Genomic DNA, 14,609 nt, shown 5'->3' with positions numbered 1-14,609 from the left:
CGGATGGTCGCGAAATAATCGAGCACGGTCCTTGAACGCAGCGGGGCAATAGGGCGCGAAGCGCCTCCGAATCCCGTTTCGTCCCTCCTTCCAGGACACGGTTCGATCACGGAATGACCCGATTTGGCGAGCTTTCCACTCGTGTAAGTTTCGGGGGTGATATGAACCCCCTCACCTGTACGAAGGAGTACTTTCCCCATGCACCTCAGTCGTCGCGGCCTGTTGTACGGAACGGCAGGCGTCGCAGCCGTATCGCTCGCCGCATGCGGCGCGGGCGAGGATTCGAAGCAGCTGACCGGCTTCACGGGCATCGCCATGCCCACCACGACGTCCGACCGGTGGGTGCTGGAGGGCGCCGACCTGGAGAAGCGGCTGCAGGACCTCGGCTACAAGACCATCCTCGAAAACGGCGAGGACGACATCCCCACCCAGGTCGCCCAGATCGAGTCGATGATCGAGCAGGGCGTCGAGTTCCTCATCATCGGCGCCATCGGCAACACCTCCCTCGGCGAGGTCCTGAGCAAGGCCAAGGACAAGGGCGTCACGATCATCGCCTACGACCGGCTCATCCTCGAGACTCCGGACGTCGACTACTACGCCTCGTTCGACAACTACCAGGTCGGCGTGCTGCAGGCCAAGCACATCATCACGAAGCTCGGCCTCACCCAGGACACCACCGAGCAGTACAACGTCGAGCTGTTCTCGGGCTCCCTTGACGACAACAACTCCCAGTACTTCTTCCAGGGCGGCCTCGACACCCTCGAGCCCTACATCTACGGCGGCTCGGTCGTGGTCCCCTCCAACCAGACCGAGCAGGAGGCCACCGCCACCCAGCAGTGGGACCGCAAGACCGCGCGGACCCGGATGGCCCAGCTCCTCGAGGACCACTACCAGGACCGGCCGCTCCACGCCGTGCTCTCGCCCTATGACGGCATCAGCCGCGGCATCGTCGAGGCGCTCGTCGACGCCGACTTCGAGCCCGGATCGGACGACTTCCCGGTCATCACCGGCCAGGACGCCGAACTGCGCTCCCTCAAGGCGATCAAGGAGGGCACCGGCCAGACCGAGACGGTCTTCAAGGACACCCGCCAGCTCGCGGAGGTCGCCGTGGAGATGGTGAAGACGATCGTCGGCGGCTCGACCCCCGACGTGAACGACCTCGGCACGTACGACAACGGCTTCAAGTTCATCCCCTCCTACCTGCTCGAGCCGGTCGACGTGACCGTGGAGAACTACAAGGAGGTCGTCGTCGACTCGGCGTACGCCACCGAAGAAGCGATCGACAACGCACCCGAGGACGAGGGCTGATCCCCCGAATCGGACGGACAAAACGGCTACGGCCGGGCGAAAGCCCGGCCGTTTCGCTGTGTCCACTCGGTTCCGTTGCGCCACTGCCGATCGCAGTCGTCCCGTTATGCGATCGTTATGCGACCTCTCCTCGTGCGGGGGCGTGTCTCCTTTGGTAAGTTGCCGAAGCCGGACGAGCGCTCACACCCTCGGCCGCGCGGCTCCGAATCCCCCAAAGCAATTGCCATCCTTAGGAGAACCATGAACCGTACCCTCAAGCGGGTGCTGGGACTGAGCGGTAGCGTCGTCCTCGGCCTCGCAGGAGCGGTCACCTTCGCGTCCGCCGCCCAAGCCCACCACTCCGACTACTGGGGCACCTCCGAGTGCAACGAAGACGGCAGCTGGACTGTCACCTGGGAAGCCACCGACGGCACCTGGGGGGGCCGCGAAGACGGGCTCACCGGAGCGGTCGAGTCCTGGACCGTCGACGGCGAAGTCTCCGGCGGCCTGTTCGCCGCAGGCGCGCCCCTCCCCGCCCACGGCTCGACCGACACCCTCAAGGGTGAGCAGGTCGTGGCCGCCGACGTCGAGTCCGTGAGCCTCACGCTCACGTCCAAGTGGTCCAACGGCGTCAAGGAGACCGGCCAGCCCTACATCGTCTCCCAGCCCGAGGGCGGCTGCGAGCCGACCGAGGAGCCCGAGCCGGGCTTCGAGATCGACAGCGACGTTGACTGCGTCGGCATCTGGGTCTGGGCCAACAACACCAACCCGGAAGCGCTCGCCGAGTTCACCTTCGTCTCCAGCGACGGTGAAGAGGAGAGCTACACCCCCGAGGTCGACGAGGGCTTCGGCTGGTACTTCTTCGTAGAGGACCTCGAGGCGGGCCTCTCCGTCGACGTGCTCGTCGACGGCGAGCTGATCGAGACCTTCGAGTGGTACGACAAGGAGCTGTGCTCCTACATCGCTGTGGAGTCCGACTGCGAGGGCCTGACCTTCACGCTGACCGTCCCTGAGGACGGCGAGCCGACGTACTTCGAGATCTGGACCGACTTCAGCGAGGACGCCATCGTCCACGAGCTCAACCCCGGTGAGTCCGTGGTCGTGCCCGTCGCCATCGACAGCGCTGAGGAAGTCTGGGCCAGCTACTACGTCGAGACCCCGAAGGACTCCGTCTACGGCGACGTGTGGTGGACCCCCTGCGACGAGGAGACCCCCTCGCCCAGCGGCACCCCGTCCGCTCAGCCGCAGCTGCCCACCACCGGTAGCTCGATGACGATCATGATCGGCTCGGCCGCCGCGCTCATCGTGGCCGCCGCCGCCATCTTCCTGATCATGCGTCGCCGCCGCGCCGCGCAGGACTGGTAGAACCCGCAAGGCCTGACTGCAGGTCTTGACGAACGGGGGCCGCGCAATCGCGCGGCCCCCGTTTCGTGCGCTCAGCGCGAGGACTTCGTCGGTGTCGCTGCCGCTCAGGCGATCCCGCCGAGCCGGAGCAGAGCCGTCGTGCCGGCCGCCGCGACGACCACGATGAGGATCGGCGCTCGGCGCCAGGCGAGGAGGCCGCCCACCAGGACCCCGGCGGGGAGCGCCCAGCCCGCGAAGCCGCCGTCGGCGAACAGCGCGCCAGTGACCACGAGGGCCGCGAGGACCACGATGGCGCCGCGCTTCATGAGGGTCTCGGACCGCTCGGAGACGTTGATGCGGCTGCGCATGAGCGGCCCGGCGAGGCGGACCAGGAAGACGCCGACGGCGAGGGCGAGCACTGCGGTCATGGTCATGCCGCGTCCTCCTTCGGCTTGCGGCGCGGCCAGGTCGCCAGGAGCCCGATGAGGGCCAGCAGGACCGGGATGCCGGTGGGCAGGAACGGTGCGGTCGCGGCGGCGATGGCCGCACCGACCAGGGCGGCCAGGAGCGTGTCGTGGTCCTTCAGCGCGGGCATCACCAGCGCCAGCAGGAGCGCCGGGAACGCGGCGTCGAGGCCGAACACGTCCGGGTCGGGGATGAAGCCGCCGGCGAGGACGCCGATGACGGTGCCGAGGTTCCAGGCGACAAACATGATCAGCGTGGTGATCCAGTAGGCGGCCTTGGCGCGCCGCCGGTCGTCCCCGGCCGCCAGGGCGAACGCCGTGGACTGGTCGATGAGCATGAACGTGCCGAGCAGCCGCGTCCACCACTTGTCCCAGTAGAGGTTCCCCACGGCGAGGCCGTAGGGGATGTGCCGCAGGTGCACGAGCACGCCCGCGGCGAGACCGGCGATCACGCCGCCGCCGGCCATGACGACGGCGAGCATCGCGAACTGCGAAGTGGCGGCGAAGGTCAGGAAGGACATGGCGACCGGGATCCACCAGGGCAGCCCGGCCGAAGTGGCCAGGGCACCGAAGGAGACGCCGACTATGCAGATGCCGATCGACATCGCGAGGGCGTCGCGGAAGACACCCCGGTCGCGTTCGGGGATGAAGCGGGGAGGCACCGGGCGAGTATCCCTCGCGCCCGGCCGGGTGAACAAACGTTCAAGGGGCGCGACCGGTGCGTCACACCGGTCGCGCCCCTTGCGCGAAGAGAACTCAGGCCCTGCGGGCCCGAGCCTTGTTACACCTCGTAGTACAGGTCGAACTCGTGCGGGGTCGGGCGGAGGCGGATCGGGTCGATCTCGTTCTCGCGCTTGTAGGAGATCCACGTCTCGATCAGGTCCGGGGTGAACACGCCGCCCTCGGTGAGGAAGTCGTGGTCGGCCTCGAGGTTGTCGAGCACCGCGTCGAGGGAGCCGGGGACCTGCTGGATGTCGCCGTACTCCTCCGGGCCAAGCTCGTAGAGGTCCTTGTCGACCGGCGCCGGCGGTTCGATCTTGTTCTTGATGCCGTCCAGGCCGGCCATCAGCATGGCCGAGAACGCCAGGTACGGGTTGCTCGACGGGTCCGGCACGCGGAACTCGACGCGCTTGGCCTTCGCGTTCGAACCGGTGACCGGGATGCGGGTGCACGCCGAGCGGTTGCGCTGCGAGTAGACCAGGTTGACGGGGGCCTCGAAGCCCGGCACCAGGCGGCGGTAGGAGTTCACCGACGGGTTGGTGAAGGCCAGCAGGCTCGGGGCGTGCCGGAGCAGGCCGCCGATGTAGTGGCGGGCGGTGTCGGAGAGGCCGGCGTAACCGGTCTCGTCGTAGAACAGCGGGTCGCCGTTCGCCCACAGCGACTGGTGGGTGTGCATGCCCGAGCCGTTGTCGCCGAACAGGGGCTTGGGCATGAACGTGACCGTCTTGCCCGCCTGGGTGGCGGTGTTCTTGATGATGTACTTGAACTTCTGGACGTCGTCGCCCGAGTGCAGCAGGGTGTCGAAGCGGTAGTTGATCTCCGACTGGCCCGCGGTGCCGACCTCGTGGTGGGCGCGCTCGATGGTGAGGCCGCCCTCGATGAGGTTGGTGACCATGCGGTCGCGCAGGTCCGCGAAGTGGTCGACGGGGCCGACCGGGAAGTAGCCGCCCTTGTGGCGCGGCTTGTAGCCGAGGTTGCCGCCCGGCTCGTCGGCGCCGGTGTTCCAGGCGCCCTCGATCGAGTCGATCTCGTAGAACGCCTGGTTGGCGGTCTGGTCGAAGCGGATCGAGTCGAAGATGTAGAACTCGGCCTCGGCCCCGAAGTACGCGGTGTCGGCGATGCCGGAGCCGGCCAGGTACTGCTCGGCCTTCTTCGCGACGTTGCGCGGGTCGCGGCTGTAGGCCTCGCGGGTGAAGGGGTCGTGGACGAAGAAGTTCAGGGCGAGGGTCTTCTGCTCGCGGAAGGGGTCGACGAACGCGGTCGCCACGTCGGGCAGCAGGAGCATGTCCGACTCGTGGATCTCTTGGAAGCCGCGGATCGAGGAGCCGTCGAACGCGAGGCCCTCCTCGAGGAGGTCGTCGTCGAAGGACTCGGCCGGGATGTTGAAGTGCTGCATGACGCCGGGCAGGTCGCAGAAGCGGACGTCGATGAACTTCACGTCGTTGTCGCGGACGTAGCCGAGGAGCTCTTCAGGGCTGGAGAACACGAAGGTATTCCTCTCGGTAGGTGAGTGCCGCCGGGTCCGGGAAGGCCGGTTCCCCCGTCAGCCGTACTCAGGGCCGGCTCGCAAGCTTCGCCGGGCTGGCCGACCTCGCTGTCGACGCCTAAGCTTATTAGGCGAAACGCTAACCGCGATCAATTGCCCCACCGTAAATCAAATGTTTCGTGCGTGTTACTTGCGTTGTTCGAGTCTGTTCTACATTGACCGAAACCACTGCTCAGGGCGGTGCACAAGCCATCTTTCGGGCCGACCCGTAGACTCGCGCCATGACGAGCGAACGCGGTGCGAACACCCCCCAAACCACCGGCTCCGGCCAGGATCTGGCGACCCTCGGTGCGCGGTTCGTCGCACTCTTCATCGACTGGATGGCCTGCACGGTCCTGGCGATCGGCCTCAGCTGGCTCGACCTCGTCACCGCCGACCCCTTCGGCCAGGCGCTCCTGCGAGCACTGCTCTTCGCCGCCTACTGCACCGCCCTGCTCGCCTTCGGCACCCAGACCCTCGGCATGTGGCTCATGCGCATCGCGTGCGTCTCGGCCGACCACGGCGGCCCGATCGGCCTCCTGCGCTCCCTGGTCCGCGCGGTGCTGCTCTCGCTCCTGCTCCCGGCCCTGACGGCGCTGGCCCACCCGTACCACCGAGGCCTGCACGACCTCGCCGCCGGCTCGGTGATGCTGAAAGTGCCACCGCGCCGGGCGTGAGCCCGGGTCGCTCCGCGAGCGTCAGCTCCGCTGCAGCCAGCGGACGAGCAGCGGCGACGGCACCGGGTAGGCGCCCTCGCGCCGGACCCGCGTGGCGACCTCCTGGTCGGAGGAGACGACGACGACCGGCCGGCCCTCGGGCTCGACCCGCGCAAGTTCGACCACCACGTCGTCGGCGATCTGCCCTTTGGCGCTGAACAGGACCCGCACACCCCGGGCGTTCGGCTTGGCGCCGAAGATCGCGTCGGCCCCGTCGAAGACCACGGTGATCTCGGCGTTCGTCTGCGCCGCGACCGCTCCCAGACCCTGCACGAGCCGGTTGCGCTGCTGCTCGAGCGTCAGCGTCTCGCCCCAGGCCGAGATCGTCACGTTGTAGCCGTCGACGATGAGGTGCGGGTTCGGCAGCGACAAGAGGTGGTCGAGGCGCTGCGGGTCGGTCTGGTCGAGGCCCCGCGAGCCCTCGGCGGTGCGCTCCTCGGGTTCGTCGCAGAGCTCGTCGGCGATGTAGTCCGCGGGCCGCTCCACGACCGGTTCGAGGCCGAGCTCGCGGCGCAGGCCCGTGGCCGTGCCCGAGAGCGTCTCCAGGAGCAGCCACAGCCGGGCCGAGGTGAGCCGCTCGTGCTCCCTGTCGGCCTTGCGGACGCGTTCGAGCTGCGCCTTCAACGATTCGACCTCCGCCTCGATGCGGCGGCGCTCGGACCGGCGCTCGGTGTCGAGGTGCTTGAGCCGGCCCCGTTCGGCGGCGAGGTCCCCGGCGGCCTTGGCGGCCCGGTCCTCGGCCTCCTTCAGTTCGCGGCGGGCCCGCCGCAGCTCCTCCTGCAGGACCGCGGCGGCCGACCGCTGCTCGGCGAGCGCCGCGCGGAGCTTCCCGATCTCCTTCTCCAACGACGCCAACCGCTTCGCGTCGACTTCGGCGCCGGTCTCGACGGCCGGGGCCTCCGGGGCCTCGGCCACGGCCTGGGTCGCGGTCGCGATGAGGTCGCGCCAGCCCTCGGGCCGGATCAAGTAGGCGAGCGCGGCGACCTCGGCCGGATCGGCCATCGGCGAGACCTCCCCGCCGGTGGCGATGGCCGCGATCAGCGGCGAATCGGTCGCGGTGAGCACCTCGGCGAGCCCTTCGCGGAACGCGGCGTCGGCGGCGAGTGCGACCACGAGCTCGGGCTTCGCGAGCTTCGCCCGCTTGACCGGACTGAACTTGAGAAAGCGTCGGAGCCGGGCCGGGACCTTCCCCTGGCCGAGCCCCGGCATGGCGACCGCGGCGATCTCGACGGCCCTGCGCCGCACCGGTTCCGTGAGGAACACCGCCGGTCCGTCACCGTCCGCTGCGGCACCGCCGGACGGCCCGGCCCCCGGTTCGGCGGGGTCCTCTTCGGACGCCCCGTCCGCACCGCCCCCGTCTCCGGAGGCCGTCGGTTCAGGGCCTTCGTCGCCGCTTTCCTGGCCGCTCAACATAGGCACCAGTGTGCCACCGCCGTCACATGCGGGGACTGCCGACCGCAGGTCTTCACCCCCGGTCATGCGGATCGCAGCGCACGTCCGGGCCCGCGTGTCAGACTGGTCGGATCATGTAGGGGGTCATGATGAGCCGGACGCTGCTGGTGACGAACGACTTCCCGCCCCGCCGGGGCGGCATACAGACCTTTGTGCACGGCATGGCTTTGCGGCTGCCCTCCGACGACCTGGTGGTCTACACCTCGACCTCGCCCGGCTGGGCTGAGTTCGACGCCGTCCAGCCCTTCACCGTGGTGCGCGACCGCAGCGCGATGCTCGTGCCCACCCCCCGGGTCGCCCGCGCCGTCACCGCCGTCGCCCGCGAGCACCGCTGCGACCGCGTCTGGTTCGGCGCCGCCGCCCCTCTCGGCCTGCTCGCGGCGGGTCTCAAGCACGACACCGGCATCGAGCGCGCGATCGCCCTCACCCACGGGCACGAGGTCGGCTGGGCGATGATGCCCGGCACGCGCGGCGCCCTGCGGCGCATCGCCGGATCGCTCGACGTCATGACCTACCTGGGGGACTACACGCACCGGCGCATCGCGCCGGTCGCCGGGCACCTGACCCGGCTGGAGCAGTTGACGTTCGGCATCGACACCGAGACGTTCCACCCCGGCGTGGACGGCTCACCGGTGCGCGAACGGCACGGCCTCCAGGGTTTGCCGGTGATCGTGTGCGTCTCGCGGCTCGTGCCGCGCAAGGGCCAGGACATGCTCATCGCGGCGCTGCCGCATGTGCGCGAGCAGGTGGGCGCGGACGTGCGGCTCCTCATCGTCGGCCAGGGCCCGTACGAGGCGCGGCTGCGCGCGCTCGCGCGGATGCACGGCGTGGGGGAGCAGGTGGTCTTCACCGGCGGTGTGCCCGAGCACGAGCTGGCCGCGCACTTCGCGGCCGGGGACGTGTTCGCGATGCCGTGCCGCACGCGCCGCCGCGGCCTCGACGTGGAGGGGCTCGGCGCGGTGTTCCTGGAGGCGGCCGCGTGCGGCCTGCCGGTGATCGCCGGCGACTCGGGCGGCGCGCCGGACACGGTGCTGCACGACCAGTCCGGGTGGGTGGTCGACGGCCGCGACCTCGGCGAGATCACGTTCCGGCTCGCGCAGGTCCTCGCCGATCCTTCGCTGGCGCGAAAACTCGGCGAGGCCAGTCGCGAATGGGCCCTGAGCGAATGGACCTGGGACCGCCAGGCCGGCAGGCTCGAGGGCATGCTCTACGGCGAGACGGTCTGAGCCGAGCGGGTGCGGCCGGGGCGGCTCCGACCGCTGTCGCGGCGTGGCCGCCGGCGGCGTAGGGCATGCCCCTTCCCACCCGCATCCACCTCCGACCAACCGAAAAGGACGATGCTCCCACAAGGGTCCGACATCCCGGCGTCGTCGCAGGTCAGCAAGGTGCGCCTCAGTTCGTGGGCGGGGAAGTGCGGACGGCGAGAAGCGGGCGGCTCGCAGGAGCCGCCCGGGAGTGGTGATCGGGGGAGCGGCCGGGGCGGCCGCCCCGCTCAGAACTTCGGCTGGTCGGGGGCTTCGAGGAGGCCGAGCTTCAGGGCGGTCATGAGGGCCTGGGCGCGGTTGCCCGCGCCGAGCTTCTCGTAGAGCTTCGAGATGTGCGTCTTCGCCGTCGACTCCGAGACGTACAGCTGCTTCGCGATACCCGCCACCGACAGGCCGTCGGCGAGGAGCTTCAGCACCTGCGACTCGCGCGGCGAGAGCTGCGGGCCCGTGGGGGTCAGCCGCCGCTGCATCGCCTCGGCCAGGTCCGCGGCGCTGAACGCCGTCGGGTTCGCCGCCGCGTGCCGCGCCGCCGAGACCACGTCGTTCGCCGGGGCCGACTTCGGCACGAACGCCGAAGCGCCCGCGTCCAGAGCGCCGAAGAGCTGGTCGTCGCCCGCGTACATCGTCAGCACCACGATCCCCATGTTCGGGTGCGCCTTGCGGAGCTTGCGCGTCGCGTCCAGGCCCGAGCCGTCGGGCAGGCGCAGGTCCATGATGACCACGGAGGGCATGAGGGAAGCGGCGTGCCGCAGCGCGTCCGCGGCCGTGTCGGCCTCGCCGACCACCTCGAACTCCGGGTCGCGGTCGAAGGCATGCCGGAGACCCTTGCGGATCAGGTCGTGGTCGTCGACGATGAGCACGGTCGTCTGACCGGTCGTCTCCTGCGCCTCAGCGTTCATGTCGTCTCTCTCCTCATTGGCTGCCACGGCCACTCGAACCGGCTCGCAAGCCTTCAGTTCTTGTCGCGGTCGGGCCGTCGGGCCTGCTGTTCAGTTCTCGAAGTGCGGTCGGCGGCCGCCCAGGCCGCCGAGCCCGGGCGGGGCGTCTCGGCCCGGGGCGTGGGGCGCGCGCCCGCGTTGAGCACCACGGCCACCGTCGTCCCGTGCGGCTGGTGCGGCCGGATCTCCAGTGATCCGCGGATCCGCTCCGCCCGCTCGCTCATGATCGCCAGCCCGTACCGCCCCTCCGAGGCCTCACCGGAGAGGCCCTGGCCGTCGTCGGTCACCTCGATGCGCGTGTAAGGCGGGTCGACCTCGCACGTCACCCACAGATTCTCGGCCCGGGCGTGCTTGCGGGCGTTCGTGATCGCCTCCTGCGCGATCCGCAGCAGCTCGGCCTCGGTACTCGCGGGGAGCCTCGCCCCGCCCTCGTCGAGCGACAAGTGCACCCTGAGGCCGGCGGAAGCGCCCACAGTACGAGCATAGTCCGCAATCGCCGATGCCAGCCCGCCCTGACGGTCGACGTTCGACCGCAGTTCGAACAGGGAGAACCGCAGCTCGGTCACGAGCCGCGTCACCTCGGATCGCAGGTCCTCCAGCTCGCCCTTCGCCTCCCCGGCCTCGGGCGGCAGGATCGCCATGGCGTTGTCGATGCCGTAGCCGAGCATCGCCAGCTCCTGGGCGATGCCGTCGTGGATCTCGCGGGCGAGGCGCTGGCGCTCCTCTGTGGTCGCCATGGACCGCACGTCCTCGAACAGGAGCGCGGTCTCCAGGCGCAGGGCCGCGCCCTTGGTGCGGTCCTCGGCGGCGGTGATGGCCTCGGGGCCGAACGCGGCGGGGTCGTCGGACTCGATCGCGACGAGTCCGACGGTGCGGCCTTCGGCGACGAGCGGGATCACCAGGGACGCCACGGGCCCTTGGGTGGAACGCGACAGCGGTACCTGTCCGGCCTGCGGTTTCTGGCCGGCCCAGGCGTCGGCGAGGAGCGAGTTGAGCTGCGGGGAGGTCTCCCAGTCGACGCGTTCCTCGGCGTGCTGGGCGAGCACGACCAGGCGCCGGCCGGAGGCCGCGGAGAGCACGGCGGCGCGGGCCACGCCGGGGATGCGGGAGGCGGTGTCGACGATCTCGGTGGCGATCCCGCCAGGGTCCAGTGTGGAGCCGGGGAGTTGGCGGGCGACGACGCGCAACTGGGTGAGCAGGGCCGCGGCCTCGGCGTACGGCAGCTGCGAGTGGTGCAGGTCGGAGGAGCGGGAGCGGCGCAGCCACCAGGCGCCGACGGCGGAGGCGAGCCCGAAGGCGAGCGCCACGGCCACGGTCGTCACGTAGGTGCCGCGGTCGTAGGCGGAGATGCGCGGTGTCTGGGCGATGAGGCCGACGGCGGCGACGGCGACGAGCACGGGCGGGCCCCAGGCGCGCATGCGGCTGTACCGGTCGTCGCCGGTCTGGTCGGCGGCGTCGAACGCGGCCGTGGCGAACGGCGCGATGAGGTAGGGCAGCATCCAGGCGGGGAGGCCGTCCGTGGCGAGCGTGCCGAGCACGACGACGGCGACCTCGGCGACCTGCCCAGCGGGTGCCAGGAGCCGGTGCCGGGGGAGGACCACGCCGGGCAGCGCCGCGAGGGCGAGGATGCCGCACCACGTCAAGGCGTCGGCGAGCCCTTGAGAGGCCCATCCGAAGACCGCGACCAGCGCGAACAGCACGCCCCGCAGCGCGACGGCGGGCAGTCGCCACTGGCGCTCCAGCACCGCCTCATCGCCCATACGGGCACCTCGCTTACTCGTTTCGTTGCGCCTTCGCCGTGTCGTAGAGCGCGTTGATCTCGCTTGAGTATTTTTCCATGACGACGTGTCGTTTGACCTTGACCGACGGGGTGATTTCCCCGGCGTCCTCGGTGAGTTCGACCGGCATGACCCGGAACTGCTTGATCTGCTCGGCCCGGGAGACGGTCAGGTTGGCCTCGTCGACCTTCGCCTGGAGCTCGGCGCGCAGCTCGGGGTCGTCGGTGAGGTCGCTGATGGGCGTCTGCGGGTCCTTGTCGTGGCGCGAGAGCCAGTCGCGGACCATCTCGCCGTCGAGGGAGATGAGGCAGCCGATGTAGGGGCGGCCCTCGCCCACGACCATGGCGTACGCGATGAGCGGGTGGGCGTCGAGGATCTTCTCGAGCGGTCCGGGGGCGACGTTCTTGCCGCCCGCGGTGACGATGATGTCCTTCTTGCGGCCGGTGATGGTGACGTACCCGTCGTCGTCGATCTCGGCGATGTCGCCGGTGGAGAACCAGCCGTCGGCGTCGAGGACCTCGGCGGTGGCGGCGTCGTTGTTCCAGTACCCGGGGAAGACCTGCGGGCCCTTGGCCTGGAGTTCGCCGTCGTCGGCGACCCGGAGGGCGGTGCCGGGGGTGGGGCGGCCGATGGAGCCGACCTTGATGGCGGTCTCGAGGTTGAGCGAGAGCACGGGGGAGGTCTCGGTGAGGCCGTAGCCCTCGTAGATGGTGACGCCGACGCCGCGGAAGAAGTGGCCGAGCTCGGGGCCGAGGGCGGCGCCGCCGGAGACCGCGGTGCGGCACTCGCCGCCGATGGCGGCCCGGATCTTGGTGTAGACGAGCACGTCCCACAGCTTGTGGCGGAGCTTGAGGCCCAGGCCGGGCCCGCCGGGCTTGTCGAGGGCGCGGCTGTACTCCTTGGCGCAGGCGGTGGCCTTCTCGAAGAGGTGGCCCTTGCCGCCGTCGACGGCCTTCTGGTACGCCCCGGCGTAGACCTTCTCGAACACGCGGGGGATGGCGAGCAGGGTGGTCGGCTTGACCACGGGCATGACCGCGGTGAGCTTGGTGCGGTCGGCGTGGGCGATGGTGGTGCGCGATTCCATGCCGGCGAGCTGCAGGATGCGGGCGAGCACGTGGGCGAGAGAGAGGAAGAGCAGCATGCGCGCGCCGTCGTAGAGGACGCCGGGCACCTCGGGGATGACGTTGCGGATGTCCGCCAGGAGGTTGCGGTGGGTGAGCATGCAGCCCTTGGGGCGGCCGGTGGTGCCCGAGGTGTAGACGATCGTGCACAGGTCGTCGGCCTTGCGGGAGGTGCGGCGCTCCTCGATGTCGATACCGGCGTCGGCGCCGAGTGCGCCAAGGGCGTCGAGCGCCCCGCCGTCGATGGTCCACACGTGCTTGACCTGGGTGCCGAGGCCTTCGACCATCGCGGTCATCTCGGCGTCCTCGACGATCACGGCGACGGCGCCGGAGTCCTCGAGGATGAATTTGGCCTGGTCGGCGGAGGAGGTCTCGTAGATGGTGACGGTGACGGCGCCGGCGGCCCAGATCGCGTAGTCGAGGAGTGTCCACTCGTAGCGGGTGGCCGACATGAGGGCGACCCGGTCGCCGGGCTGGATCCCGGCGGCGGCCAGGCCCTTGGCGGCGGCGACGACCTGCTCGCGGAACTCGACGGAGGTGACGTCCTGCCAGGTGGCGCCGTCGTCGAAGGTGCGCATGAAGAGGATCGAGGCGGGGTGGTTCTCGGCCGCGTCCCACAGCGCGGAGAGGGTGTTGTCTTCGTCGGGCACAGTCACCACGGGGGGGACGGCGAACTCGCGCATGGAAAGGCTCCGTTCAAGACGCCATGTTCACGGCTTTGTAAAGTGGCTCACAGCTCATGTTACCGGTGGGTCAACTTCCGATGGAAGAGGGACTGTGAGGCAGACCATGATGCTAAGGGCAGCTTAGCGGAGCAGGGGCGGGACCGTCGAACGCACGTTGCGGGACTGTCACTCAAGCGACCCTTTCCCCTCGCGGCCGGTGATACCTTCGCCGAGTGGGACGGAACGGCCGATTTCATCTCCAGGTCATCGCGCTGTAAAGTCCTCGGTGGCCCGCAGCGTCGCGCGGCATCCCACGCCTCAACCGTGAACCGCTGGAGGGTACAGCAGTGAGTCTGACTATCGGGGTCGACATCGGGGGCACCAAAGTCGGCGGCGGCCTCGTCGACGAGGACGGCAACGTCCTCGCCACGTCCCGGCGCCCCACCCCAGCGGACGACACCTCCGGCGTCATCCAAGCCGTCAAGGAAGTCGTCGACGAGCTGCGAGCCGGCCGCGAGGTCGAAGCCGTCGGCATCGGCGCGGCGGGCTGGATCTCCTCCGACCGCTCCACCGTGATGCTCGCCCCCAACCTCTCCTGGAAGGACGAGCCGCTGCGCGACAAGGTCGCCGCGGCCATCGACCTCCCCGTCGTCGTCGAGAACGACGCCAACGTCGCGATCTGGGGCGAGCACAAGTACGGCGCCGCCAAGCGCCACCGCTCCTCCGTGCTCTACACGATCGGCACCGGCGTGGGCGGCGGCATCGTCGTCAAGGACAACCTCCTGCGCGGCACCAACGGCGTCGCGGCCGAGATCGGCCACATCCGCTCCGTGATGCCCGGCGGCCGCGAATGCGGCTGCGGGCGCACCGGCTGCCTCGAGCAGTACGCCTCCGGCCGGGCCCTGACCCGGGCCGCCCAGGAGGGCGCCGCCGAGCACCCCGAGAAGGCCGCGGTCCTCCTCAAACTCGCCGGCGGCGACCCCGAGTCGATCACCGGCCGCCAGGTCACCGAGGCCGCCCGCCAGGGCGACGAGGTCGCCTTGGGCGCCTTCGACTTCATCGGCTTCTACCTCGGCAACTCCGCCGCGGACATGGTCAACCTCATCGACCCCGGCGTCATCCTCATCGCCGGCGGCGTCGTGGACGCGGGCGACCTGCTCCTCGACCCGATCCGCAAGCACTACAAGGAGGCCCTGGCCAGCCGCGACCGCATCCCGGTCGCCGAGGTCCGCGCCGCCGAACTCGGCTCCAAGGCCGGCGTCATCGGCGCGTCCGACCTCGCCCGCCACCGCGAGATCGTCCCCTAAGGACACTAAACGCGCAGCAGGGCCGGA

Annotated in this window: 12 protein-coding genes; 5 read left to right on the top strand and 7 right to left on the bottom strand. The window is 70.1% G+C overall.

What is annotated here, in order from left to right; all coding sequences use genetic code 11:
- Window positions 1-198 precede the first annotated feature (198 nt).
- Entirely contained in the window at window positions 199-1,308 is a 1,110-nt protein-coding gene (locus tag O2L52_RS05400; RefSeq protein ID WP_270114309.1) for a substrate-binding domain-containing protein, read from the top strand.
- 240 nt (window positions 1,309-1,548) lie between these two features.
- On the top strand, window positions 1,549-2,652 hold the full coding sequence (locus O2L52_RS05395) for an LPXTG cell wall anchor domain-containing protein (RefSeq protein WP_270114308.1): 1,104 nt from the start codon (window positions 1,549-1,551) through the stop codon (window positions 2,650-2,652).
- 104 nt (window positions 2,653-2,756) lie between these two features.
- On the opposite strand, the gene O2L52_RS05390 is transcribed toward O2L52_RS05395, so the two are convergent.
- The 3 genes from O2L52_RS05390 to glnA all read right to left on the bottom strand — a co-directional run bounded on the left by O2L52_RS05390 (window position 2,757) and on the right by glnA (window position 5,301).
- Window positions 2,757-3,065, bottom strand: coding sequence for an AzlD domain-containing protein (locus O2L52_RS05390; protein WP_270114307.1), 309 nt, complete (start codon window positions 3,063-3,065; stop codon window positions 2,757-2,759).
- The gene (locus O2L52_RS05385) at window positions 3,062-3,757 is read right to left on the bottom strand and encodes an AzlC family ABC transporter permease (protein ID WP_270114306.1); all 696 of its coding nucleotides are present in this window, start codon (window positions 3,755-3,757) and stop codon (window positions 3,062-3,064) included. Before O2L52_RS05385 ends, O2L52_RS05390 begins: the two co-directional genes overlap by 4 nt.
- 119 nt (window positions 3,758-3,876) lie before the next feature.
- The gene (gene glnA / locus O2L52_RS05380; RefSeq protein ID WP_270114305.1) at window positions 3,877-5,301 is read right to left on the bottom strand and encodes a type I glutamate--ammonia ligase; all 1,425 of its coding nucleotides are present in this window, start codon (window positions 5,299-5,301) and stop codon (window positions 3,877-3,879) included.
- 281 nt (window positions 5,302-5,582) lie between these two features.
- Between glnA and O2L52_RS05375 the strand changes: the two genes are divergently transcribed.
- On the top strand, window positions 5,583-6,017 hold the full coding sequence (locus O2L52_RS05375; RefSeq protein WP_270114304.1) for an RDD family protein: 435 nt from the start codon (window positions 5,583-5,585) through the stop codon (window positions 6,015-6,017).
- Window positions 6,018-6,038: 21 nt separating this feature from the next.
- Here the strand turns inward: O2L52_RS05375 and O2L52_RS05370 are convergent, their stop codons facing one another.
- Window positions 6,039-7,469: an NYN domain-containing protein gene (locus tag O2L52_RS05370; protein ID WP_270114303.1), complete on the bottom strand. Its 1,431-nt coding sequence runs from the start codon at window positions 7,467-7,469 to the stop codon at window positions 6,039-6,041.
- Between the two features lie 128 nt (window positions 7,470-7,597).
- On the opposite strand from O2L52_RS05370, the gene O2L52_RS05365 reads away from it, so the two are divergent.
- On the top strand, window positions 7,598-8,734 hold the full coding sequence (locus tag O2L52_RS05365; RefSeq protein WP_270114302.1) for a glycosyltransferase family 4 protein: 1,137 nt from the start codon (window positions 7,598-7,600) through the stop codon (window positions 8,732-8,734).
- 266 nt (window positions 8,735-9,000) lie between these two features.
- Here O2L52_RS05365 and O2L52_RS05360 read toward each other — a convergent pair whose 3' ends face one another.
- Genes O2L52_RS05360 through O2L52_RS05350 form a run of 3 tightly spaced genes read right to left on the bottom strand, consistent with a single transcriptional unit; the run spans window position 9,001 to window position 13,293 of the window.
- Window positions 9,001-9,672 (bottom strand): response regulator transcription factor, encoded by a 672-nt coding sequence (locus O2L52_RS05360; protein WP_205324017.1) that lies wholly within the window; start codon window positions 9,670-9,672, stop codon window positions 9,001-9,003.
- Between the two features lie 53 nt (window positions 9,673-9,725).
- Entirely contained in the window at window positions 9,726-11,471 is a 1,746-nt protein-coding gene (locus O2L52_RS05355; protein WP_270114301.1) for a sensor histidine kinase, read from the bottom strand.
- A 13-nt stretch (window positions 11,472-11,484) separates the two neighbouring features.
- Window positions 11,485-13,293 carry an AMP-dependent synthetase/ligase gene (locus O2L52_RS05350; protein WP_270114299.1) on the bottom strand — a complete coding sequence of 603 codons (1,809 nt, stop codon included), beginning with the start codon at window positions 13,291-13,293 and terminating at the stop codon, window positions 11,485-11,487.
- Between the two features lie 329 nt (window positions 13,294-13,622).
- On the opposite strand from O2L52_RS05350, the gene O2L52_RS05345 reads away from it, so the two are divergent.
- Window positions 13,623-14,582 carry an ROK family glucokinase gene (locus O2L52_RS05345; RefSeq protein WP_270114298.1) on the top strand — a complete coding sequence of 320 codons (960 nt, stop codon included), beginning with the start codon at window positions 13,623-13,625 and terminating at the stop codon, window positions 14,580-14,582.
- The last annotated feature ends 27 nt before the right edge of the window (window positions 14,583-14,609 follow it).

It is taken from the genome of Glycomyces algeriensis (assembly GCF_027622855.1).
GTDB lineage: Bacteria > Actinomycetota > Actinomycetes > Mycobacteriales > Micromonosporaceae > Glycomyces > Glycomyces algeriensis.
The sequence above is the reverse complement of the archived record's forward strand: the minus strand, read 5'-3'. Positions and strand labels throughout refer to the sequence as shown.

Excerpts from the sequence above, each read along its gene's own strand:
- O2L52_RS05390 (WP_270114307.1), bottom strand. The coding sequence starts at position 3,065 with ATGACCATGACCGCAGTGCTCGCCCTCGCCGTCGGCGTCTTCCTGGTC.
- O2L52_RS05375 (WP_270114304.1), top strand. The coding sequence starts at position 5,583 with ATGACGAGCGAACGCGGTGCGAACACCCCCCAAACCACCGGCTCCGGC.
- O2L52_RS05350 (WP_270114299.1), bottom strand. The coding sequence starts at position 13,293 with ATGCGCGAGTTCGCCGTCCCCCCCGTGGTGACTGTGCCCGACGAAGAC.
- O2L52_RS05355 (WP_270114301.1), bottom strand. The coding sequence starts at position 11,471 with ATGGGCGATGAGGCGGTGCTGGAGCGCCAGTGGCGACTGCCCGCCGTC.
- O2L52_RS05395 (WP_270114308.1), top strand. The coding sequence starts at position 1,549 with ATGAACCGTACCCTCAAGCGGGTGCTGGGACTGAGCGGTAGCGTCGTC.
- O2L52_RS05360 (WP_205324017.1), bottom strand. The coding sequence starts at position 9,672 with ATGAACGCTGAGGCGCAGGAGACGACCGGTCAGACGACCGTGCTCATC.
- O2L52_RS05400 (WP_270114309.1), top strand. The coding sequence starts at position 199 with ATGCACCTCAGTCGTCGCGGCCTGTTGTACGGAACGGCAGGCGTCGCA.
- O2L52_RS05365 (WP_270114302.1), top strand. The coding sequence starts at position 7,598 with ATGAGCCGGACGCTGCTGGTGACGAACGACTTCCCGCCCCGCCGGGGC.
- O2L52_RS05370 (WP_270114303.1), bottom strand. The coding sequence starts at position 7,469 with ATGTTGAGCGGCCAGGAAAGCGGCGACGAAGGCCCTGAACCGACGGCC.